The organism is uncultured Friedmanniella sp. (assembly GCF_964244285.1).
GTDB lineage: Bacteria > Actinomycetota > Actinomycetes > Propionibacteriales > Propionibacteriaceae > Microlunatus.
In genome coordinates this window covers 102,272-121,944 of record NZ_CAXTHT010000004.1, presented here as the reverse complement: position 1 = coordinate 121,944, position 19,673 = coordinate 102,272, and the positions used below count along the sequence as shown (strand labels likewise).

Genomic DNA, 19,673 nt, shown 5'->3' with positions numbered 1-19,673 from the left:
GGCATAATTCCGGCGGGTCAGGTCCAGGGCGGACCGACCACACCCCGTGAGCGCTCCCGTGCCGTCGGCGTTGATCGAGGGGAGACGAGGGTGAGCGGTGGGCCTGGCGCCGCCGCCGCGCTGGACCGGCTTCGCCGGCTGGGCGTCGACCTGGCCTCCACGGCCTTCGCCTCGGCCGGGGTGGTGCTCGCGGCCGTGGGCAGCCGCTGGGCCCTGGCCGTGCTGGCGCTGGGCGTGCTCGTGGCGCTCGCCCGTGCCGTGTCGATGCGGCGGGAGGCCCCCCGGCTCAGCCTGCTCACGACCCAGCTCGCCCAGCGGGCCCTGCTCGGCGCGGGCGTGGCGACAGCGCTGGCCCGCACCGCGGGACCGCTGCCGGCCGCCCTCGGTGCGGTGCTGCTGATCGGCGCCACGATGTATGAGCCCTACCTGCGTCAGGGGTTCGCGATCGCGGTGCCCGTGGTGGCCCACCTGCCGGGCGTGCCCCGTTACCGCTCCACCCAGGACCTGAGCCGGCAGCTGCTGGTCGGCGACCTGGTGGCCCTGGTGCTCGGGCTGCTCGTCGGCGCGGTCGGTGCGTCGGCCTGGTGGTGGGCGCTCGCCGCCGCGTGCGCCCTGGTCACCCGGGTGCGGATCGCGCGGGACAGCCGCCGCCGGGCGGCGGTGTTGCGGCAGGTCGAGCAGGGCCTCGCCGGCGCCGTCGCCGCCTACCGGCCCGAGGTGGTCCTCTACACCTCCTGGCCCACGCCCGACGGGTCGCACCAGGTGACCATGTGGCTGCCCTACCTGCAGCGTTCCGGCCACCGCTGCCTGGTCATCACCCGGAACAGCGTCACCGCGAACGCTCTCGCCGACCTGGTGGACGTCCCGGTGGTCGAGGCCCGGGGCCCCGCCGACCTCGACCTCCTCACCCCGCCGTCGCTGCGGGCGGCGTTCTACCCGAACGCGTCCTCCGGCAACAGCCTGCTGATCCGCTATCAGCAGCTGACCCACGTCTTCCTGGGCCACGGCGACTCCGACAAGCCGACCTCGTTCAACCCGACCCACGCCATGTACGACCGGATCTTCTGCGCCGGGCCCGCGGCCGTGCGCCGCTACGGCGAGCACGGCCTGGCCATCGCGCCGGACAAGTTCGTGGTCGTCGGCCGTCCGCAGGTCGAGTCCATCGTCCCCGCCACCGAGCCCGTGGCCCAGGTGGCGGAGCCGGTCGTGCTCTACGCCCCGACCTGGCGGGGGCATGTGCAGGAGACCTCGCTCTCGTCGCTGCCGATGGGGGAGCGGATCGTCGCCGAGCTGGTCGAGGCGGGCGCCACCGTGCTGTTCCGCCCGCACCCCTTCAGCCGGCGGTACCCCGAGGACGTGGAGCTGATCGGCCGGATCCAGCGGCTGCTGGCCACCGACCGCACCCGGACCGGCCGGCCGCACCGGTGGGGTGAGGAGGTCGAGGCGACACTCGGGCTCGTCGACTGCTTCAACGCCTCCGACGCGCTCGTCGCCGACGTCTCCGGGGTGGCCTCGGACTACCTCTTCTCCGGCAAGCCCTACGCCATGGTGGCCGTCAACGCCGAGCCCGAGGCCTTCCGCGCGACCTACCCCGTGGCCCGGGCCGCCTACGTCGTGCACGCCGACCTCGAGGACCTGGCGCCCACGGTCAAGGCTCTGCTGCACGAGGACCCGCTGGCGGGGACGCGGTGGCAGCAGCGCGTCGACTACCTCGGGCCCTTCCCGGACCAGGGCTACGCCTCGGCCTTCGTCGACGCGGTGTCGACCGTGGTGGAGGGAGCCCGGCTCCGCTCCGACAGCGACGACACCGTGGACGCCGACGTCTGGGGGCCAGGACAGCAGCCTGGCCAGCAGTCGGGCGAGGGCGGCTCCGACGAGCCGTACGAGGGTCCGGACCGGCTGCCCGTGCCGCGGCCCCGGAAGTCGTCGCGGAACAGGCTGAAGAAGTTCCGTCGACGGCTGGTCCGGCCCCGCCGCTACAGCCAGCTGGGAGCCGCGGCGTCGCTGCTCAGCCTGGCCTCGGCGCTGCTCGGCGAGCCCGGTCTGGTCACCGCGCTGCTCGGGCTGGCCTCGCTCACCGCGATCTCCTGGTCCGTACGGCCCTCGGTCCGCCGACGCGCGCGGTGGTCGCGCCTGATGGGCGCCTCCCGGGCGACCCGGGTCGTGCTGCTGGCCGTCGCCGTCGTCGCCATGCCACCGGGGACCTCGACGGCGGCGCTGGCGGTCGTGCTGGTCCTGCTCACGGCCGCCATCGTCGCCGAGCTGCACCTGAACCGGGCCTGGGGCCGGCTCGGGCTCGAGGTCCGGAACTTCCCGGCCATCCAGACCACGCTGACCGAACCGGTCCCACGCGGGCTGCTGCCGATCCTGAGCACGGTGGTCGTCCTGCTGGCCCTCGTGCCGGCCGTGCTGCCGGTCCCGGTCTGGGTGCTGGTCGGAGCCGCCGTCGCCGTCGCCGGTCTCCTCGGCGTGCTGCTGCAACGCGCGCTGGCCCGGGCGACCCGGTCGGTGGACTCCGAGCTCGAGCTCAAGGAGGCGCTGACCCAGCTCGCTCCGAGGTTCGCCGTCTACTTCGCCAGCACGATGGGGGTGAGCTACCAGGTGGGGATGTGGGCGCGCTACTTCGCCCGGATCGGCCGGCCCTGGATCGTGGTCACCCGCGCCCACGAGACCCTCGACGAGCTGACGCAGGTCCTGAGCGCCGAGGGGGTGAGGGTTCCGGTGATCCTCCGGCCGACGCTGCGCGGGCTCGAGGAAGTGGTGGTGCCCTCGCTCAGCACCGTCTTCTACGTCAACAACGCGGCCCGCAACACCCACTTCGTCGAGCGGCGCGAGCTGACCCACGTCTGGCTCAACCACGGCGACTCGGAGAAGCCGGCCTGCTACAACCCGGTGCACGCCATCTACGACCTGATCTTCGTCGCCGGGCGGGCCGGGGTGGACCGGTACGCCCGCCACCACGTGGAGATCCCGGCCGAGAAGTTCCGGGTCGTGGGACGCCCGCAGGTCGAGGACATCGAGCCGCTCGGGGAGCCCAGCCGGGCGTTCACCCACGAGCTCGACCAGCCCGCGGACCCTCGTCCGACGGTCCTCTACGCCCCGACGTGGCAGGGTCCGTACGCCAACACGCGTCTCTTCTCGCTGCCGGTGGCGCTGGGGATCGTGGAACGGCTGCTGGAGAGCGGGGTCCGGGTGATCTTCCGCGTCCACCCGCTCAACTACCGCTTCCCCGACTGTGCCGCGATGGTCAAGCGGGTGAACCAGCGGCTCTCCCGGGACCGGCGGGAGACCGGCACCCCACACCTGTTCGGCGTGGCGGCGGAGAAGGCGATGACGATCGAGGACTGCTTCAACGCCTCCGACGCGCTGATCACCGACGTCTCCGCGGTGGTGTCGGACTACCTCCGCTCGGGCAAGCCCTTCGCGATCGTCGCCGTGGGACGCACGCCCGAGCAGCTGGCGGTGGACGCGCCGGCCGCACGGGCCGCGTACGTGCTGCGCGAGGACCTGTCCAATCTCGACGAGGTCCTCGCCGACCTGCTCGGCGCCGACCCGCTGGCCGCCGCCCGGGAGTCCACCCGCGTCTACTACCTGGGCGACTTCGACTCCGAGCACTATGCGCAGGGCTTCCTCGACGAGGCCCGCCGCGTGATCGACTGAACTGTCTGCCCTCGCTCCGCTCGGGCGCGGATCGCTGCTGGTGCCGTCTAGCGCAAGACGGTCGGTGGGCCCAGGAGAGTGAGGGCGCGGAGCGCCAACGGGTAGACCGAGACCCCCAGCCCGACGATGACGCCCGCGGCGACCGGGGAGAGGTGGGAGTGCTGCCGGAACTCCTCCCGGGCGTGCACGTTGGAGATGTGCACCTCGACCACCCGGACGTCGGCCCCGGAGACGGCGTCCCGGAGGGCGATCGAGGTGTGGGTGTAGGCACCCGCGTTCAGCACCACGCCCACCAGCTCGCCCGCCGCCTGCCGCTCACCGGCCTCGTGCAGCCACTCGACCAGCTCACCCTCGAAGTTGGACTGCCGGCACTCCACCTCGAGGCCCAGCTCGGCGCCGGTGTCGGCGCACAGTTGTTCGACGTCGGCGAGGGTCATCAGCCCGTAGACGCCGGGTTCCCGGCGGCCGAGCAGGTTGAGGTTGGGTCCGTTCAGGACCAGCGCCGCCGTCATGGGCAGCATCGTCCCACGCCTGCGTTTCCCGAGCCTGTCCCGCTCGCTGAGGGCAGCGCAGAACCGAGTCGGTCGCTCTTGCCTCCTGAAAGTGACGTTGCATCCTCTCGAGCGGGGGCAACGTCACTTTGGGGATGCAGCACGTCGGGGCGGGCTCAGGGAACGGGAGCCGGGGCTCAGCGGGCGAGGGCGGCGAGGACGCGGGAGGCGCTGCTGCTGAGGCCGAGCTCCTCGGTCAACGCGGCGAAGCGGTCGGGATCGGCCGGTGCGGTCGGGAGCAGCAGGTCGTCCTCGCTGACGCCCAGCGGCAGGTCACGGGCCACCGCGACGACCTCGGGCGCGACGGCGAGGTAGTCGATGGCCGCTCCCAGCTTGGCCCGGACGCCCGGCGCGATCGGGCTGGCGGGGCGGCTGGCGGCGGTCAGGATGCCGCCCAGGTCGCCGTAGGAGGTGAGCAGCGAGGCGGCGGTCTTCTCACCGATGCCCGACACCCCCGGCAGGCCGTCGGACGCGTCGCCGCGCAGGGTCGCGTAGTCGACGTAGGCCGAGGCGGGGATGCCGTACCTGCCCCGCAGCCACGCGTCGTCGACGACCTCGTGCTTGCCCACGCCGCGGGCGATGTAGAGGACACGGACCTCGCGAGCGTCGTCGACCAGCTGGAACAGGTCGCGGTCGCCGGTGACGACGTCGGTGGGCATCGTGGCGGTGGTGGCCAGGGTGCCGATCACGTCGTCGGCCTCGTAGTGGTCCTGGCCGACGACGGTGATCCCGAGGGCGGCGAGCACCTCGACGATCATCGGGACCTGGACGGCCAGCCCGTCCGGCGCGGTCTCCCCGCCGCCGGACGCCGCCATCTCCGTCACCACGGTGTCGCCGCCGGCGGCCACCCGGTGCGCCTTGTAGGACGGGATCAGCTCCACCCGCCAGGCCGGCCGCCAGTCGTTGTCCCAGCAGCAGACGAGGTGGCTGGGGTCGTAGGTCTGCACCAGGTAGGTGATGAAGTCCAGCAGTCCCCGGACGGCGTTGACCGGCCGGCCGTCCGGCGCGCGCAGCGAGTCCGGGACGCCGTAGAAGGCGCGGAAGTACAAGGAGGCCGTGTCCAAAAGCAGCAGTCGCCGTGAGCCCACGGGGGCAATCCTGGCACGATACGGCCATGGAGGACCTCGACCGACGCATCCTCGCCCTCCTGGCGCACGACGGGCGGATGTCCTACACCGACATCGGCAAGGAGACGGGCCTGTCCACCTCCGCCGCCCAGCAGCGGGTTCGTCGCCTCGAGCAGCGCGGCGTGATCCTCGGCTACCGGGCCGTCCTCGACGCCTCTGAGCTCGGCCTGCTCGTCACCGCCTTCGTGGCCATCAAGCCGTTCGACCCCGGCCAGCCCGACGACGCGCCCGAGCGGCTCAAGCACATCCCCGAGATCATCTCCTGCTACTCCGTCGCCGGCGAGCCGAGCTACCTGCTCAAGGTGCAGGTCCCGAGCATGACCCAGCTGGAGTCACTGCTCGCCCGCATCCGGGCCGCCGGCAAGGTCTCCACCCACACCACCACCGTCCTCTCGGTGCCGTACGAGGACCGTCCGGAGATCTGACCACGCACGCACCGCCGGTCGTACCGCTCGTCCTGCTCGGCGGTCGCGTCCGGTCACCCGAGGGGGCCGCCGCCACCGCGCTGGTCCTGCGCGAGGGCCGGATCGGCTACCTCGGGGACGACGCCCACGCCCGTGCGCTGGCCCCCGACGACGCAGCGGTGGTCGACCTCAGGGGCCGGCTCGTCACGCCGACGTTCGTGGACGCCCACCTGCACACCATCCAGGTGGGCCAGGTCGCCGACGGCCTCGACCTGCACGGCGTCGGCAGCCGCGCGGCCGTGCTCGACGCGGTCGCCGGCTACGTCCGGGCCCGGCCGGAGGCCCGGATCGTGGTGGGCCAGGGCTGGGACGAGCGCGGCTGGCCCGACCCGGTGCCGCCCACCCGGGCCGAGCTGGACCGGGCGGCGCCGGGCACCGCGGTCTACCTGGCCCGGGTCGACGTGCACTCGGCCCTGGTCTCGACCGCCCTGCTCGACCGGCTGCCCGACGTGAGTGGCCTGGCGGGGTTCTCACCCGACGGCTGGCTGACCCGGGACGCCCACCACCGCTGCCGCGGCCAGATGGACAGCCTGTTCACCGACACCGAACGGCGCGCCGCCGCCCGGACCGCGCTCGCGACGGCGACCCGCTGCGGGGTGGGAGCCGTGCACGAGCTGGGGGGACCCCACCTGGGGCCACTGGCCGACCTCGCCCGGGTCCGGGAGGTCGGCGCCGAGCTGGGCGTCCGGGTGGTGGCCTACTGGGGCGAGCTGGCCGACGCCGGCGGCGAGGTGCTCGAACGCGCCCGCGCCGCCGGTGCGGTCGGCCTGGCCGGCGACCTCTGCGTCGACGGCGCCATCGGCTCCCACACCGCCGCGCTGCGGGAGCCCTACACCGACGCGCCCTACACCGACGCGCCCTACACCGACGCAGGGCACCGCGGGATCCGCTACCTCGACGACGACCAGATCACCGCGCACCTGGTCGCCTGCACCCGCGCCGGCGTCCAGGGCGGCTTCCACTGCATCGGCGACGACGCGGTGGCGGCTGCGGTCACGGGACTGCGGCGGACCGCGGACCTGCTCGGCGCGGACGCGGTCCGGGCGGCCCGGCACCGGCTGGAGCACCTGGAGATGGTGGACCCGGCCGACCTCGCGACGCTGGCCGACCTCGGCGTGGTGGCCAGCGTGCAGCCGGCGTTCGACGCGTCCTGGGGTGGTCCGGGCGAGCTGTACGAGCAACGGCTGGGGGAGCGGGCGGTCGGGATGAACCCGTTCGGGGACCTGCACCGGGCGGGCGTGGCGCTGGCTCTGGGGACCGACGCACCGGTCACCCCGCTCGCCGGCTGGGCGACGGTACGGGCCGCCGTCCAGCACTGGCGGCCCGACCAGCGGCTGGACGTGCCGACGGCGTTCGACGCCGCCACCCGCGGCGCCCACCGGGCCGCCCGCGACGACGCATCCGGCCGGCTGGAGGTGGGAGCCCGGGCCGACCTGGCCGTCTGGGACGTCGACGGCGAGCTGGTCGACGCGGCCTCCGGGCTGCCTCGGCTCGAGGCGGGCGACCCGCTGCCCGACTGCGCCGCCACCCTCGGCTCCGGCCGCGTCCTGTGGGCCGACACGGAGCTACTCGGTAGTCTCGACGCGTGTCGCACGGTCCGATGACGGAGCCGGCTCCGGGGAGCACCGGGCCGGCCCTGCTGCCCTCCCGCCGCGGCGTGTGGTCCGGGCTGGCGTCACCGCGCGTGAGACGCGGCCTCGGTGCGGTCGCCGCCGGAGCCGCCACCGGCCTCAGCTGGCAGCCGTACGGCTGGTGGCCGCTGCTGCTGGTGGGCATCCCGGCCCTGACCCTGCTGACCCGCCACGTCCGGCCCCGCCTCTCCCTCGGCCTCGGCTACCTCTTCGGGCTGGCGCTGCTCACCGTCAGCATCAACTGGGTGCACGTGCTCGGCCTCTGGGTGGCCGCGCTGCTGATCCTGTTCGAGGCCCTCTTCTTCAGCGTCCTGGGACTGGCGTTGAGCCTGGTCAGCCGGCTGCGGATCTGGCCGCTGGCCGCCGCCTGCTGCTGGGTGGGCGTCGAGTTCACCTACTCCCGGGTCCCGTTCGGCGGCTTCGGCTGGACCCGGATCGCGTACGCGGCCGTGGACACCCCGCTCGCCGGCTTCTTCCCGATCGTGGGGGTGGCGGGGGTCTCGTTCCTCGTGGCGCTGGCCGGGCAGCTGGTCGCGGTCGCCGTGCTGGCCCTGCTGCCGCGGGCCCGCCTCGCCGCGTCCGGCCCGAGGCGCCCCCGACGACCCCTGGTCGCGGCCGTGGCCGGACTGGTCGCGCTGGGCCTGGCCGGGACGGCGCTGCGCAGCTTCCAGGTGGAGCCGCTGGCCGGCCGCGAGGGCAGCGTCACCGTCGGCATCGTGCAGGGCAACGTGCCCGGTCGCGGCATCGAGGCGATGGGCCGGGCCCGCTCGGTGACCAACAACCACCTCGCCGAGACGATCGACCTGGCCACCAGGGCCCGGCTGGGGCAGGTACCCCGACCCGACTTCATCCTCTGGCCGGAGAACTCCACCGACATCGACCCGACGCTCGACCAGCTCACGCGGGCCACGGTCCAGGCCGCTGCCGAGGTGGCCGGCGTGCCGATCCTGGTCGGGGCGGTGATGGAGGGCCCGGGCGTCGACGAGCGGCAGACCTCGGCCCTGTGGTGGGACCCTCGCGCCGGTATCCTGGCCCGCTACGACAAGCGCAACCTGGTGCCGTTCGGGGAGTGGATCCCCTTCCGCCAGCAGTTGCTGCCGGTCGTGCCGATCCTCGCCGAAGTCGGTGCACAGTCGGTCCCGGGCACGAGGCCGGGTGTCCTGGACGTGCCCGTCGCCGGCCGCCAGGTGAAGGTCGGCGACGTCATCTGCTTCGAGCTGGCCTACGACAAGACCGTCTACCAGACCTACACCTCGGGCGCGCAGGTCTCGATGGTGCAGAGCAACAACGCCACCTACGGCGGCACCGGACAGATCGAGCAGCAGTTCGCCATCACCCGGGCCCGCGCCATGGAGTCGCGTCGTGAGATCGCCGTCGCCACCACGAACAGCGTGTCCGGATTCATCGACCGGGACGGCCACGTGGTCACCCGCACCAGCCAGTTCACCGCCGACGACCGGGTGGTGACGATGCCGCTGCGCACCTCGCTGACGCCCGCCGTCCGGCTCGCGTCCTGGCTGGACCGGGCGCTGTCGCTGCTGGCCCTGCTCTGCTGCGCCGCCGCGGTGCAACGCCGACGCTCCCGCCGCGGGGCCGGCGGCACCCCGACCCCCGCCGTCCCCGCGACGGTCCCCGAGCCACGAGACAGAGAAGAGGCCAAGCGTTGAGCGAGCCGACGACCCAGCCCGAGACGGTCCCCGACGCGGCGGACCACGAGCGGGTCCTGGTCATCATCCCGACCTACAACGAGCTGGAGAACCTGCCCCTCATCGCCGGCCGGGTCCGGGCCGCCGTGCCGCAGGTCGACATCCTGGTGGCCGACGACAACTCCCCGGACGGCACCGGTGACCTGGCCGACCGGCTGGCGGCGGCCGACCCCCAGCTGCACGTGCTGCACCGCCAGGGCAAGGAGGGGCTGGGCGCGGCCTACCTGGCCGGCTTCGCCTGGGGCCTCGAGCGCGGCTACGACGTCCTGGTCGAGATGGACGCCGACGGCTCCCACTCACCCGAGCAGCTGCCCCGGCTGCTCGCCGGGCTGGCCGACGCCGACCTCGTGCTCGGCTCGCGCTGGGTGGCCGGCGGCTCGGTGGTCAACTGGCCGACCTCGCGCAAGATCCTCAGCCGCGGCGGCAACCTCTGGACGCGGATGGCGCTCGGCATCCCGTTGCACGACGCCACCGGCGGCTACCGCGCCTTCCGCCGCGAGACGTTGCTCGGACTCGGGCTCGACGACGTCGCCTCGGCCGGCTACTGCTTCCAGGTGGACCTGGCCTGGCGGGCACTGAAGGCGGGCTTCCGCGTCGTCGAGGTGCCGATCACCTTCGTCGAGCGCGAGTACGGGGTGTCCAAGATGAGCCAGCGGATCGTGGTCGAGGCGCTGCTGCTCACGACCCTGTGGGGGGTCCGGCACCGCGCCTCGCAGCTCCGGGGGCTCACCGGCCGCCGGCGTGAACCCGCGGTCACCCGATGAGACCGCGGCGCGGCTGGCCGTTCGCGGTGACGTTGCTGCTGCTGGTCGCCGTCCCGATCCTCGAGGTCTGGCTGCTGATCCAGGTCGGCCACGCGATCGGGGCCTGGCCGACGGTGGCCGTCCTGGTGCTCGAGGCGCTACTCGGGGCGGCGTTGCTGCGGCACCAGGGGCGTCGCACCTGGCGGTCGCTGACCGACTCGCTCGCCCGCGGCGTGGCTCCGTCCGGTCAGCTCGCCGACGCCGCCCTGGTCCTCTGCGGTGGGCTGCTGCTGATGCTGCCGGGCTTCGCCACCGACGTGGTCGGCCTGCTCTTCCTGCTGCCGTTCACCCGGCCGTTGGCCCGGAGGCTGCTGGCCGCTGTCCTGGCCCGCCGGCTCGGCGCCGGGCCGCTGCCCCGCCGCGGCGACATCATCGAGGGCGAGACGGTGGACAACCCCCACCCGACGGTCATCTCCGGTGAGGTCCTCGACCGCTGACGGGTCAGCCCCGGTCAACCGTGGATCGAGCGGCGAAGCGCGGGACGACGTCGAGGCCGACGTCGAGATTTCGCACCGAGTGGGTGAGGGCGCCGACGGCCAGCAGGTCGACGCCGGTCGCGGCCACGGCGGCCGCGAGGTCGAGGGTGAGGCCGCCGCTCGCCTCGAGGGTGACGGCTGGGTGGTCACGGCGGACGCGACGCACCGCCGCTCGCAGGTCCGGGAGGCCGAAGTTGTCCAGCAGGATCTGCTCGGCTCCGTGAGCGAGGGCTTCATCGAGCTGCTCGAGGTCGTCGACCTCCACCTGCACGATCGTGGTGGCCGAGCCGTGGAGGCTGGCGTGCACGGCGTCGAGCGCGGCGCCGACGCCGCCCGCCGCGGCGACGTGGTTGTCCTTGATCAGCACGGCGTCGTACAGCCCGGCTCGGTGGTTGAGGCCCCCGCCGCAGCGGACGGCATACTTCTGCAGGGCCCGGAGCAACGGCATGGTCTTGCGGGTGTCCCGGATCCCGACGCCGGTGCCGGCGACCGCGTCGACCCAGGACCGGGTGGCGGTGGCCACCCCGCAGAGATGACCGAGCAGGTTGAGCGACGTCCGTTCCAGCGCCAGTACCGACCGGGCCGGGGCCCGCAGGGTGGCCAGCGTGGTGCCGGCTGGCACCCGGTCGCCGTCGCCGACCCGCAGCCGAAGGCCGCGGTCCCTGCCGACGGCGAGGTCGACCAGGGCGCTGAGCACCGGCAGCCCGGCGACCGTACCGGCTTCTCGGGTGACCCAGGCGACGTCGAGCATCGCCCCGGCGGGCACCGTGGCCATCGAGGTCAGATCGCCGGTGCCACCGAGATCCTCGGCCAGGGTCGCGAACAGGAGGTCGGCGACCTCGCGGAGGTCCAGGGCCGCGGCCCGCAGAGCCGCGATCGTCGGCCCACTCAGCTCGCCGGTCCCGCTCATGCGGCCCTCCGGGTCTGGGCGAGCCGGGCGGTCACGTCGGCCCGAGGGACGCCGTACTCATCGAGACGGACGGCGACGCGCCGACGCCACCACGGGCTGCGCTCGGGGAAGTCGGTGCGGAAGTGCGTGCCTCGGCTCTCCTGGCGGAGGTCGGCGGCCGCCACCACCGAGGCGGCGACGAGCCAGGTCGGGTCTTGACTGGCGCGCGAGGCGAGGACCCTCCGTGCGGCGGCAAGTCCCGAGCCGTCGCGGACGATACCTGCGTGGGCGGTGAGCAGGGTCCGCGCGAGCTCCGCGGCCTCGGGATCGGGATCCAGGGCCAGCTCGTCGTCGCCCCGGCGGAGGTCGGGCAGCCGGAGAGTCAGCCTGGCCGCGACCCGGCGACCGAACACCAGCCCTTCGAGCAGGCTGTTGGACGCGAGCCGGTTGGCCCCGTGGACTCCGGTCGACGCCACCTCACCGACCGCGAACAGTCCCGGTACGTCGGTGGCGCCATCGTGGTCGGTGGCGACGCCACCGCACAGGAAGTGCTCGGCCGGGGCCACGGGAATGAGGTCGACGGCGGGATCGACGCCGACGGCGCGACAGAGCGCGGCGATCGTCGGGAACCTCTCGTGCAGGGCCGTACCCAGGGCGGTCGCGTCCAGCCAGACGTGCTGCTGACCGCCGGCCGCCATCACGGCGGTGATCTCGCGGGCGACGACATCACGGGGGGCGAGGTCGGCAAGGGGGTGTCGGCCGATCATGAAGGGGCGACCCTGGTGGTCCCGCAGCACGGCGCCCTCCCCGCGGAGCGCCTCCGACACCAACGGCAGCTGACCGCTCCGGGACCCCGTCACCAGGGCGGTGGGGTGGAACTGGACGAACTCGACGTCGGTCAGGGAGGCACCGACCCGCAGCGCCAACGCCAGTCCCTCACCGCTGACGCCGACCGGGTTGGTGCTGACCTCGTAGGCGTGCCCGATCCCCCCGGTGGCCAGGACCACGGCCCGGGCTCGGACGCGGACGGTGCCGCCTGGGGTCTGGAGGACTGCTCCGGTGACCTGACGGTCCTGTGGGGACGAGGTGACCAGCAGGGCAGTGGCGCGGCAGCCATGCCACCGCTCGATGCGGGCGCTCCCGACGGCCAGGGCGAGGGCGCGCGCGACCTCGGCGCCGGTGGCGTCGCCCCCGGCATGGACGACCCTGCGCCGGTGGTGGCCGCCCTCGAGGCTCGTCGCGAGCCGCCCGTCGGTGGCGCGGTCCAGCCTCGCTCCCACGGCCAGCAGGTCGGCGACGCGCTGAGGGGCCTCCTGCACGAGCACCTCGACCGCGGACTGGTCGCAGAGACCCGCACCGGCCGACGCGGTGTCGGCGCCGTGGGCCGACGGGTCGTCGTCCTCCTCGACGGCGACCGCGATACCGCCCTGGGCCCACCGGGTGCTGCCACCGGCACCGTCGTCAGCCGCGTCGACCAGGAGGACCCGCCGGGTGCCGGCCAGACCCAGGGCGGTGCTCAGCCCGGCGATCCCGCCCCCGATGACCAGCACGTCGACCTCGCGCTCGGTCTCTCCGCCGCTACCGCCGGCGGTGCTCATTCGCCACCGCCGGGGTTGCCGATGCTGATCATGCGTTCCACCGCGCGTCGGGCCCGGGCCGCGACATCCGCGTCGACGGTGATCTCGTCCCGCCCTTCGCGCAGCGCCCGCAGCAGGAGCTCCGGGGTGGTCATCTTCATGTAGCGGCACGAGGCCTGAGGGTTCATCGGCAGGAACTCGGTGGACTGGTTGACCTTGCGGAGCTGGTGCAGCATCCCGATCTCCGTGGCGACCAGTGCCGTCTTCGCCGTCATCGTCGTGGCCGCCGCGACCATCCCGCCCGTGGACAGGATCCGGGTACGACCGACCGGCAGATCGCCTTCGCCGGCGAGCCAGAGGACCGAGGTGGCGCAGCCACACTCGGGGTGGACCAGCAGCTCGGCGTCCGGATGCCGTCCGACCTGCGCTCGGACGTCGGCGGGGCTGATCCCGGCGTGGACGTGACACTCGCCGAACCAGACGTGCAGGTTGGTCCGGCCGGTACGGCGCCGGACGTGGGCGCCGAGGAACTGGTCGGGCAGGAACAGGACGGGCGTGTCCGCCGGAACGGACTCGACGACCTGGACGGCGTTGGCCGAGGTGCAGCAGATGTCGGACTCCGCCTTCACGGCGGCCGAGGTGTTGACGTAGGCGACGACCACCGACCCCGGGTGCTCTGCTTTCCAGGCCCGCAGCTGGGCGGCGTCGATGGTGTCGGCCAGGGAACAGCCGGCCTGCGCGGTCGGCACCAGCACCGTCTTGTCCGGGCTCAGGATCTTCGCGGTCTCGGCCATGAAGTGGACCCCGCAGAACACGATCGTCGAGGCCCCGGTCTGGGCGGCGATACGGCTCAGCGCGAGCGAGTCCCCGACGTGGTGGGCGACGTCCTGGATCTCCGGGCTCATGTAGTTGTGCGCCAGCACCACCGCGTCCCGCTCGGCGGCCAGCTGCCGGACTTCTGCCTGCCAGGTCAGTAGAGCGGTCACGTCGGTACTCCTCATCGATCGACACCAGTTTTCGCCTGTTAGTCGAAAACCTCGGTTCCACGATAGCATCACGACGTGGGCGAACACGATGACCCGGTAGCCCCGACCGCCGTCCCGTTCCCGGCCTACCCGCACGAGGTGCTCGCCGTGGTGCTGTCGGTCCGGGCCGAGCAGCTGTCGGTGCTGCTCTGGCAGCGCACCCAGCCTCCTGAGGAGGACCGGTGGGCGCTGCCCGGGGGAGGGGTGCGCGCGACCGAGCGCCTCCGCGACGCCATCACCAGCCATCTGGCGGCGAAGGTGGACGTGCCGAGCATCGCGTGGCTGGAGCAGGTGGCCACCCACAGCCGGATCGACCGCGACCCGCGGGCGCGGGTGCTCGCGACCGGCTATCTCGCCCTCGTCCCCGTGGACGTCACCCCGGTGCTCCCGGCCGACACGAGGTGGTTCGCCGTCGACGACGTCCCGGCCACCGCGTTCGACCACCACTTCTTCATCGAGGTCGCGGTGGAGCGGCTGCGGGCCAAGCTGGGCTACACCAACATCGGCTTCGGTCTGGCACCGCGTGAGTTCACCGTGGACACCCTGCGCTCCATCGTCAGCGCCGCGCTCGGGTACCAGGTCTCCGCGACCAACCTCAACCGGGTGATGATGCGACGCCGCATCCTCGAGCCCACGGGCGCGGCGACCGCTTCGAGCCGTCGCGGCGGCCGCCCGGCCGCCCTGTTCCGCTTCACCGCCCAGACGCTGACCGTGACCGACCCGCTTGCCGTCCTCCGCCCTCCGCGCGAGGGAGCCGGGCGAAAGGGGACCACCATCAGGTGAGCGTTCGAAGGCGGGATCAGGCCCCGATGGCTCCGACGACCTCCGGGATCTCGAACAGGTTGCCCGTGTCGCCGGTGTGCAGGAAGGCGACGTTGCTGCCCGCGGGCAGCCGGCCGCTCCGGGCGTGGTCGAGCAGGCCGGCGAGGCCCTTCCCGGTGTAGACCGGTCCGACGAAGATGCCCTCGCTGCGGGCGAGCTCGCGGATGGCGGCGGTGCTTGCGGCCGAGGCGACCGCGTAGGACTCCCCGATGAAGCGCTGGTCGATGTCCAGCTCGGCGCGGATGACGGCGTCGTCGGGGACGGGTCCGCCCAAGGTCTCCAGGACGGCTCTGGTTCGGTCGACCAGGGTGCCCGGGTTGACCCAGCTGTCCTCGTCGTAGCTGTTGATGGAGATGGACCGGATCCTCACCGGGTGGCCCAGGCTGAGCTTGGCCGCCAGCATGCCGGGCAGGGCGGTCCCCGTACCGATGGTGTGGTAGACGAAGTCCAGCTCCACCCCCAGGTCCGAGGACTGCAGCAGCATCTCCCGGAACGTCTGGGCGTGCGCGACGAAGCCGTCCGGATGTGCTCCGCCCGCCCCCACCACCGTGACGGTGCGGCCCTGCGCCTCCAGCTCTGACTGCCTGCGCGCGATCGTGTCCGCCACCCGCGCTCCGGCGGCGAGATCGGTCCAGATGTCCCCGTCGACGTCGATGACGTGGGTCTCGACGCCCATCGTCTGGTTGAGCAGGTAGTTGCCGCGTGCCTCGCCGAGATGTCCGTGCTGCGGTACGTTCCGGGTCAGCACCAGGATCGGCGTGATCCGGGCACTGATGCAGGCCGCGGCCAACTGCAGGCCGAAGTTCGTCAGGTAGGCGCCTTGGGTGATCAGGTGCGTGACGCCCTCCTCGAGGGCCCGGCCCAGGATGAACTCGGCCAGCCGGGTCTTGCTGCCGCTGATGGCGCTGGGACCCGCCAGGTCCTCTCGCTTGAGGTAGAGGTTCACCCCGAGGGTGTGCGAAAGGTTGGGCAGCGCGTGGAACGGTGTCGGGTAGAAGCCAACCCGGTGGCGTGGGAGCTGGGCGATGGCGGTGTCGAGGCTGGCGGGGTCCATGCCAGAAGCATTCGCGCCTCTGGCGATCAGATCAAACGATGCTTTCTGCAGGATAGATCAGATAACCTGATGTTCATGCGCTGGCAGTTCGACCCTCGGCACCTGCGTACGTTGGAGGCCATCACCCGGCTCGGGTCGTTCGCCGCGGCCGCCGACGAGCTGGGCTACACGCAGTCGGCGGTGTCGCAGCAGGTAGCCGAGCTGGAACGCCGGGTCGGCGGACGGGTCGTCGTGCGCCGGCCGGTCCGCCTGACCCAAGCCGGTCGCATCCTGCTCGACGCCGAAGCCGCAGTCAGCACGGCCATGAGCGCAGCCGCCACCGAGCTGGCCTCCCTGGCCGGGGGAACCACCGGAGTGGTGCGCCTCGGGGCCTTCATCTCCGCCGGGGCCACCATCGCCCCGCCCGCTCTGGCCCGGCTACGAGCAACCCATCCGGCGCTGCACCTCGTCCTGCGGGAGCTGGAACAGACCGATCTCCATCCGGCCGTGCTCCGTGGCGATCTCGACCTCGCGATCACCTTCGACTACGCCCACGCCCCGCTCGTCGCACCTCCCGGCATCCGCCAGACCCACCTGCTGGACGACGCCATCATGGTGGTGCTGCCGCGGAGCCATCCCTTGGCGGGGTCTGCCTCGGTCAGCCCGACCGACATCGGCTCCGCCGAGTGGGTCAACACCAACGTCGACGTCGCAGGCCTCAGCGTCCAGAGTGCTGGCAACCCGTCCCCGGCGCTGGATTTCGAGGGCCAGGACTTCCGGACCGCGCTCAACCTGGTGGCCGCCGGCCTCGGCGTCGCCCTGCTCCCCAGCCTGGCGCTGCGGGACCCACCCCACGGGGCGGTCTCACGACCGATGGCCGGCGCCCCTCTGGTGAGGCGGCTCCACACGGCCAGGCTCGACACCGCGCGCGCGCCGACGCCGGTCGACCTGCTGGAGGCCTGCCTGCACGACGTCGTCGCAGACTGGGCGGTCGTCGCAGACTGGGCGACCGGCACTCAGTCCCGCACCACGCCCGGGGTCCCGTAGAACGACGACAACCGTGGCCGCCGAGACGACCACGGTTGCCTAGGTGCGGTACCGGTCAGGCGGTGCGCTTGCTCGGCGCGGTGCGCGAGAACGCCGTCGACCCCAGCTCGCCGGAGCGCAGCAGGTCCAGGCGCTCGGCCAGCAGATCCTCCAGCTCGGCGATGGAACGCCGCTCGCGCAGCATGTCCCAGTGCGTCCGGACCGGCTTCTCCTCCTTCAGCACGGGCCGCTCGCCGTCGGACCGCAGAGACTCCGCCCCGCACCGCGGGCACTCCCACAGCGCCGGGATATCGGCCTCGGCCGAGAACACCAACGTGAAGTGGTGCTGCCGCGAGCAGTCGTATCCGACCTCCTGCCGTGCGGCGAACTCGACGCCTGCCTCGTCCTCGAAGCTCTTGGCTCCCAGTCCGGTGCCTCTCAGTGAACGATCAGCCATGACTCAACCTCCGTCTAGACGTCTGACGTTTGTCCCCAAGCGGTCAACTCCCCGGTGGAGCGTTATGTTCCGTCGTTACCCGATCGTCGGCGGCTCACGCGGCCCGTCCCTCAGACCTCGCGAAGAGGCCGGCGGCACCACCCTCGACAGGGCCAGGGCGCCCGCCAGGAGCACCAGTGCGATCCCCACGATACCGATCCGGTCGGAGAACAGGCCAGAGAACAGGGCGAACAGTCCGGGGGCCAGGAACGACGCCGCGCGTCCGGTGGTGGCGTAGAGGCCGAACATCTCGCCCTCCCGGCCGGGGGGTGCGACCCTCGCCAGGAACGAGCGCGAGCTCGCCTGGGCCGGTCCCACCCACAGGCAGAGCAGGAGACCGAACACCCAGAACATGGTCGTGCCCGAGGCGAAGAGCAGCACCGTGCAGCTGAACAGCAGTCCCACCAGTGAGATCAGGATCACCCGCTTGGGCCCGATGCGGTCCTCGACCGCCCCCATGGTCAGCGCCCCGAGGGCCGCGACCACGTTGGCCACGACGCCGAAGATCAGCACGGTGGACTGCGCCATCCCGTAGACGCTGACGGCCAGGATCGCGCCGAACGTGAAGACCGCGGCCAGCCCGTCGCGGTACAGCGCGGAGGCGACCAGGAAGAAGACGGCGTTGCGGTCGGTGGCGTAGAGCCGGCGGACGTCGGAGACCAGCAGCCGGTAGGACGCCGGGATCGAGACGCGGCGCGAGCGTGGCCCGGCGGGGAGCTCGGGGACCGCGAAGAGCACGGGCAGCGCGAAGACGGCGAACCAGGCGGCCGAGAAGACCGCCACCGTCCGGATGTTCAGACCCCCGGCGGAGGTGACGCCGAACCAGCCCACGTCGGGGGCGATGAAGCCGACGTAGCAGATGAGCAGCAGGAAGATCCCGCCGAAGTAGCCCATCGACCAGCCGAAGCCCGAGACCCGGCCGAGCGTCTCCTTCGTGGAGATCTGCGGCAGCATGGCGTTGTAGGAGACGCCGGCGAACTCCTGGAAGACCGTACCGGCGGCCAGCAGGACCAGGGCGATCCACAGGTAGGACGGTTCGTTGCGGACGCTGAACAGGCCGAGCATGGTCGCCACCACGAAGGCGGTCCAGATGGCCAGGTTGCGTCGGCGGTGGCCCGAGGCGTCGGAGCGCTGGCCGGTGATCGGGGCGATCAGCGCCACCAGCAGGCCGGCGACGAAGCCGGAGATGCCCAGCCACGTGTTCGCGGTCAGGCCGCCCGGTCGCGCGTCGCCCACGACGCCGCGAACCACGTAGGGTCCGAAGACGAACGAGGTGATGACCGCGTTGAAGGCCGAGGAGCCCCAGTCCCACAGCCCCCAGGCCAGCACGACCCGGCGCTTGACCAGGCCCGGCGGGCGGACGGCCGGTGCGGCCGCGTCGACGTCACTCATGTCCACCGCCCCCGCTCGACCAGCACGTCCTTCAGGGTGTCGATGCGGTCGGCGAAGATCCCGTCCACCCCCAGGTCCAGCAGTCGTTCGATCTCGGCCCGGTCGTCGACGGTCCACACGTGCACCTGCTTACCCGCCCGGTGGACGTCGGCGATCAGCCGGGGGGTGACCAGGGTGACGGTCCGGCCCCGGAACCGGTGCCGGACGGGGATCTGCAGCGCGGGCGCGGGACTCTGCAGCACCCGGGTCAACCAGGGCGCGAACCGGCTCGCCGCCACCCCCGCCGCGGACGCGCAGGAGGCGACCCGACCGCCCACCCGCCGACGCAGCTCGTGCAGCCGCCGGACACCGAACGAGCTGACGCAGACCCGGTCCCAGGCCTCGTGCTCGGCGATGGTGTCGGCGAGCAGCGCGACAGCGGCTGGGGACTTGGCGTCGATGTTGAACCGGGCCACCGGGAAGGCCTCCAGCAGCTCGGCGAGCCGGGGGATCGGGTCGATGCCGTGGATCCGGGCCCGCGCGACCTCGGCCGCGGGCAACTCCCGGATCATCCCGTGCGCGTCGGTCACCCGGTCCAGCCGGTCGTCGTGGAAGGCCAGCAGCACCCCGTCCGCGGTGGCGTGCACGTCGGTCTCGAAGTAGCGGTAGCCCAGCGCCGCGGCCTGCTCGAAGGCGTGCCGGCTGTTCTCCCGGTGCAGGTTCGGTGGGTAGAGGGCGCCGCCGCGATGGGCGAAGGCGAGGAAGCCCGACCCGAAGTAGTCGTAGTCGGCGGCCCGCATGGGCTCATCATGCTCGTCCTGACCCGCGGATGCGGGAGGCCGGGGCCGGGGGCGGCTCGGTGCCTGACGAGTTCCCCTGAAAAATCAACTCCAGTTGCGGTCCTCGAACCGGCCCCACGCTCGAGGCAGAGGTCAGGCGCCAACTGGAGTGAGTTTTTCAGGGGACTGCTCGCCCGACTTGTCTGTCGGGGCGGTGTGAACGGGGAGTTGTCGAGG

The 19,673-nt window shown here is 72.8% G+C and carries 17 protein-coding genes; 8 read left to right on the top strand and 9 right to left on the bottom strand.

All coding sequences use genetic code 11. The features are described from left to right. Positions 1 to 90: 90 nt before the first annotated feature. Entirely contained in the window at positions 91 to 3,660 is a 3,570-nt protein-coding gene (locus ACFE7W_RS11805; RefSeq protein WP_375424988.1) for a CDP-glycerol glycerophosphotransferase family protein, read from the top strand. 47 nt (positions 3,661 to 3,707) lie between these two features. On the opposite strand, the gene aroQ is transcribed toward ACFE7W_RS11805, so the two are convergent. Further along, entirely contained in the window at positions 3,708 to 4,172 is a 465-nt protein-coding gene (gene aroQ, locus ACFE7W_RS11800) for a type II 3-dehydroquinate dehydratase (RefSeq protein ID WP_375424987.1), read from the bottom strand. Between the two features lie 176 nt (positions 4,173 to 4,348). Continuing rightward, positions 4,349 to 5,299, bottom strand: coding sequence for a 5'-3' exonuclease H3TH domain-containing protein (locus ACFE7W_RS11795; RefSeq protein ID WP_375424986.1), 951 nt, complete (start codon positions 5,297 to 5,299; stop codon positions 4,349 to 4,351). Between the two features lie 26 nt (positions 5,300 to 5,325). Here ACFE7W_RS11795 and ACFE7W_RS11790 point away from each other — a divergent pair, with 26 nt between their 5' ends. The 5 genes from ACFE7W_RS11790 to ACFE7W_RS11770 all read left to right on the top strand — a co-directional run bounded on the left by ACFE7W_RS11790 (position 5,326) and on the right by ACFE7W_RS11770 (position 10,379). Continuing rightward, entirely contained in the window at positions 5,326 to 5,763 is a 438-nt protein-coding gene (locus ACFE7W_RS11790) for an Lrp/AsnC family transcriptional regulator (RefSeq protein WP_375424985.1), read from the top strand. Positions 5,764 to 5,921: 158 nt separating this feature from the next. Then, entirely contained in the window at positions 5,922 to 7,406 is a 1,485-nt protein-coding gene (locus ACFE7W_RS11785; RefSeq protein WP_375424984.1) for an amidohydrolase, read from the top strand. Then, the gene (gene lnt, locus ACFE7W_RS11780) at positions 7,388 to 9,100 is read left to right on the top strand and encodes an apolipoprotein N-acyltransferase (RefSeq protein WP_375424983.1); all 1,713 of its coding nucleotides are present in this window, start codon (positions 7,388 to 7,390) and stop codon (positions 9,098 to 9,100) included. Before ACFE7W_RS11785 ends, lnt begins: the two co-directional genes overlap by 19 nt. After that, positions 9,097 to 9,903 carry a polyprenol monophosphomannose synthase gene (locus ACFE7W_RS11775; protein WP_375424982.1) on the top strand — a complete coding sequence of 269 codons (807 nt, stop codon included), beginning with the start codon at positions 9,097 to 9,099 and terminating at the stop codon, positions 9,901 to 9,903. The genes lnt and ACFE7W_RS11775 overlap by 4 nt, the downstream gene beginning before the upstream one ends. Further along, entirely contained in the window at positions 9,900 to 10,379 is a 480-nt protein-coding gene (locus ACFE7W_RS11770) for an FxsA family protein (RefSeq protein WP_375424981.1), read from the top strand. Before ACFE7W_RS11775 ends, ACFE7W_RS11770 begins: the two co-directional genes overlap by 4 nt. Positions 10,380 to 10,383: 4 nt before the next feature. On the opposite strand, the gene nadC is transcribed toward ACFE7W_RS11770, so the two are convergent. Genes nadC through nadA form a run of 3 tightly spaced genes read right to left on the bottom strand, consistent with a single transcriptional unit; the run spans position 10,384 to position 13,885 of the window. After that, positions 10,384 to 11,328: a carboxylating nicotinate-nucleotide diphosphorylase gene (gene nadC, locus ACFE7W_RS11765; protein ID WP_375424980.1), complete on the bottom strand. Its 945-nt coding sequence runs from the start codon at positions 11,326 to 11,328 to the stop codon at positions 10,384 to 10,386. After that, positions 11,325 to 12,905: an L-aspartate oxidase gene (locus tag ACFE7W_RS11760; RefSeq protein WP_375424979.1), complete on the bottom strand. Its 1,581-nt coding sequence runs from the start codon at positions 12,903 to 12,905 to the stop codon at positions 11,325 to 11,327. The genes nadC and ACFE7W_RS11760 overlap by 4 nt, the downstream gene beginning before the upstream one ends. After that, on the bottom strand, positions 12,902 to 13,885 hold the full coding sequence (nadA, locus tag ACFE7W_RS11755) for a quinolinate synthase NadA (RefSeq protein WP_375424978.1): 984 nt from the start codon (positions 13,883 to 13,885) through the stop codon (positions 12,902 to 12,904). The genes ACFE7W_RS11760 and nadA overlap by 4 nt, the downstream gene beginning before the upstream one ends. 60 nt (positions 13,886 to 13,945) lie before the next feature. Here nadA and ACFE7W_RS11750 point away from each other — a divergent pair, with 60 nt between their 5' ends. After that, positions 13,946 to 14,692, top strand: a complete 747-nt coding sequence (locus ACFE7W_RS11750) for an NUDIX domain-containing protein (RefSeq protein WP_375424977.1) — start codon at positions 13,946 to 13,948, stop codon at positions 14,690 to 14,692. A gap of 16 nt (positions 14,693 to 14,708) precedes the next feature. On the opposite strand, the gene ACFE7W_RS11745 is transcribed toward ACFE7W_RS11750, so the two are convergent. Then, positions 14,709 to 15,785, bottom strand: coding sequence for a 1-aminocyclopropane-1-carboxylate deaminase/D-cysteine desulfhydrase (locus ACFE7W_RS11745; protein WP_375424976.1), 1,077 nt, complete (start codon positions 15,783 to 15,785; stop codon positions 14,709 to 14,711). Positions 15,786 to 15,860: 75 nt separating this feature from the next. On the opposite strand from ACFE7W_RS11745, the gene ACFE7W_RS11740 reads away from it, so the two are divergent. Beyond that, positions 15,861 to 16,811, top strand: a complete 951-nt coding sequence (locus tag ACFE7W_RS11740; protein ID WP_375424975.1) for a LysR substrate-binding domain-containing protein — start codon at positions 15,861 to 15,863, stop codon at positions 16,809 to 16,811. 55 nt (positions 16,812 to 16,866) lie between these two features. Here ACFE7W_RS11740 and ACFE7W_RS11735 read toward each other — a convergent pair whose 3' ends face one another. From ACFE7W_RS11735 to ACFE7W_RS11725, 3 genes are all read right to left on the bottom strand, one after another. After that, positions 16,867 to 17,247 carry an RNA polymerase-binding protein RbpA gene (locus ACFE7W_RS11735; protein WP_375424974.1) on the bottom strand — a complete coding sequence of 127 codons (381 nt, stop codon included), beginning with the start codon at positions 17,245 to 17,247 and terminating at the stop codon, positions 16,867 to 16,869. Between the two features lie 75 nt (positions 17,248 to 17,322). Further along, positions 17,323 to 18,678 (bottom strand): MFS transporter, encoded by a 1,356-nt coding sequence (locus tag ACFE7W_RS11730; RefSeq protein WP_375424973.1) that lies wholly within the window; start codon positions 18,676 to 18,678, stop codon positions 17,323 to 17,325. Then, positions 18,675 to 19,457 carry a glycerophosphodiester phosphodiesterase family protein gene (locus tag ACFE7W_RS11725; protein WP_375424972.1) on the bottom strand — a complete coding sequence of 261 codons (783 nt, stop codon included), beginning with the start codon at positions 19,455 to 19,457 and terminating at the stop codon, positions 18,675 to 18,677. Before ACFE7W_RS11725 ends, ACFE7W_RS11730 begins: the two co-directional genes overlap by 4 nt. Positions 19,458 to 19,673 lie beyond the last annotated feature (216 nt).

Excerpts from the sequence above, each read along its gene's own strand:
- aroQ (WP_375424987.1), bottom strand. The coding sequence starts at position 4,172 with ATGACGGCGGCGCTGGTCCTGAACGGACCCAACCTCAACCTGCTCGGC.
- ACFE7W_RS11790 (WP_375424985.1), top strand. The coding sequence starts at position 5,326 with ATGGAGGACCTCGACCGACGCATCCTCGCCCTCCTGGCGCACGACGGG.
- ACFE7W_RS11770 (WP_375424981.1), top strand. The coding sequence starts at position 9,900 with ATGAGACCGCGGCGCGGCTGGCCGTTCGCGGTGACGTTGCTGCTGCTG.
- nadC (WP_375424980.1), bottom strand. The coding sequence starts at position 11,328 with ATGAGCGGGACCGGCGAGCTGAGTGGGCCGACGATCGCGGCTCTGCGG.
- ACFE7W_RS11760 (WP_375424979.1), bottom strand. The coding sequence starts at position 12,905 with ATGAGCACCGCCGGCGGTAGCGGCGGAGAGACCGAGCGCGAGGTCGAC.
- nadA (WP_375424978.1), bottom strand. The coding sequence starts at position 13,885 with ATGAGGAGTACCGACGTGACCGCTCTACTGACCTGGCAGGCAGAAGTC.
- ACFE7W_RS11745 (WP_375424976.1), bottom strand. The coding sequence starts at position 15,785 with ATGGACCCCGCCAGCCTCGACACCGCCATCGCCCAGCTCCCACGCCAC.
- ACFE7W_RS11740 (WP_375424975.1), top strand. The coding sequence starts at position 15,861 with ATGCGCTGGCAGTTCGACCCTCGGCACCTGCGTACGTTGGAGGCCATC.
- ACFE7W_RS11735 (WP_375424974.1), bottom strand. The coding sequence starts at position 17,247 with ATGGCTGATCGTTCACTGAGAGGCACCGGACTGGGAGCCAAGAGCTTC.
- ACFE7W_RS11730 (WP_375424973.1), bottom strand. The coding sequence starts at position 18,678 with ATGAGTGACGTCGACGCGGCCGCACCGGCCGTCCGCCCGCCGGGCCTG.
- ACFE7W_RS11725 (WP_375424972.1), bottom strand. The coding sequence starts at position 19,457 with ATGCGGGCCGCCGACTACGACTACTTCGGGTCGGGCTTCCTCGCCTTC.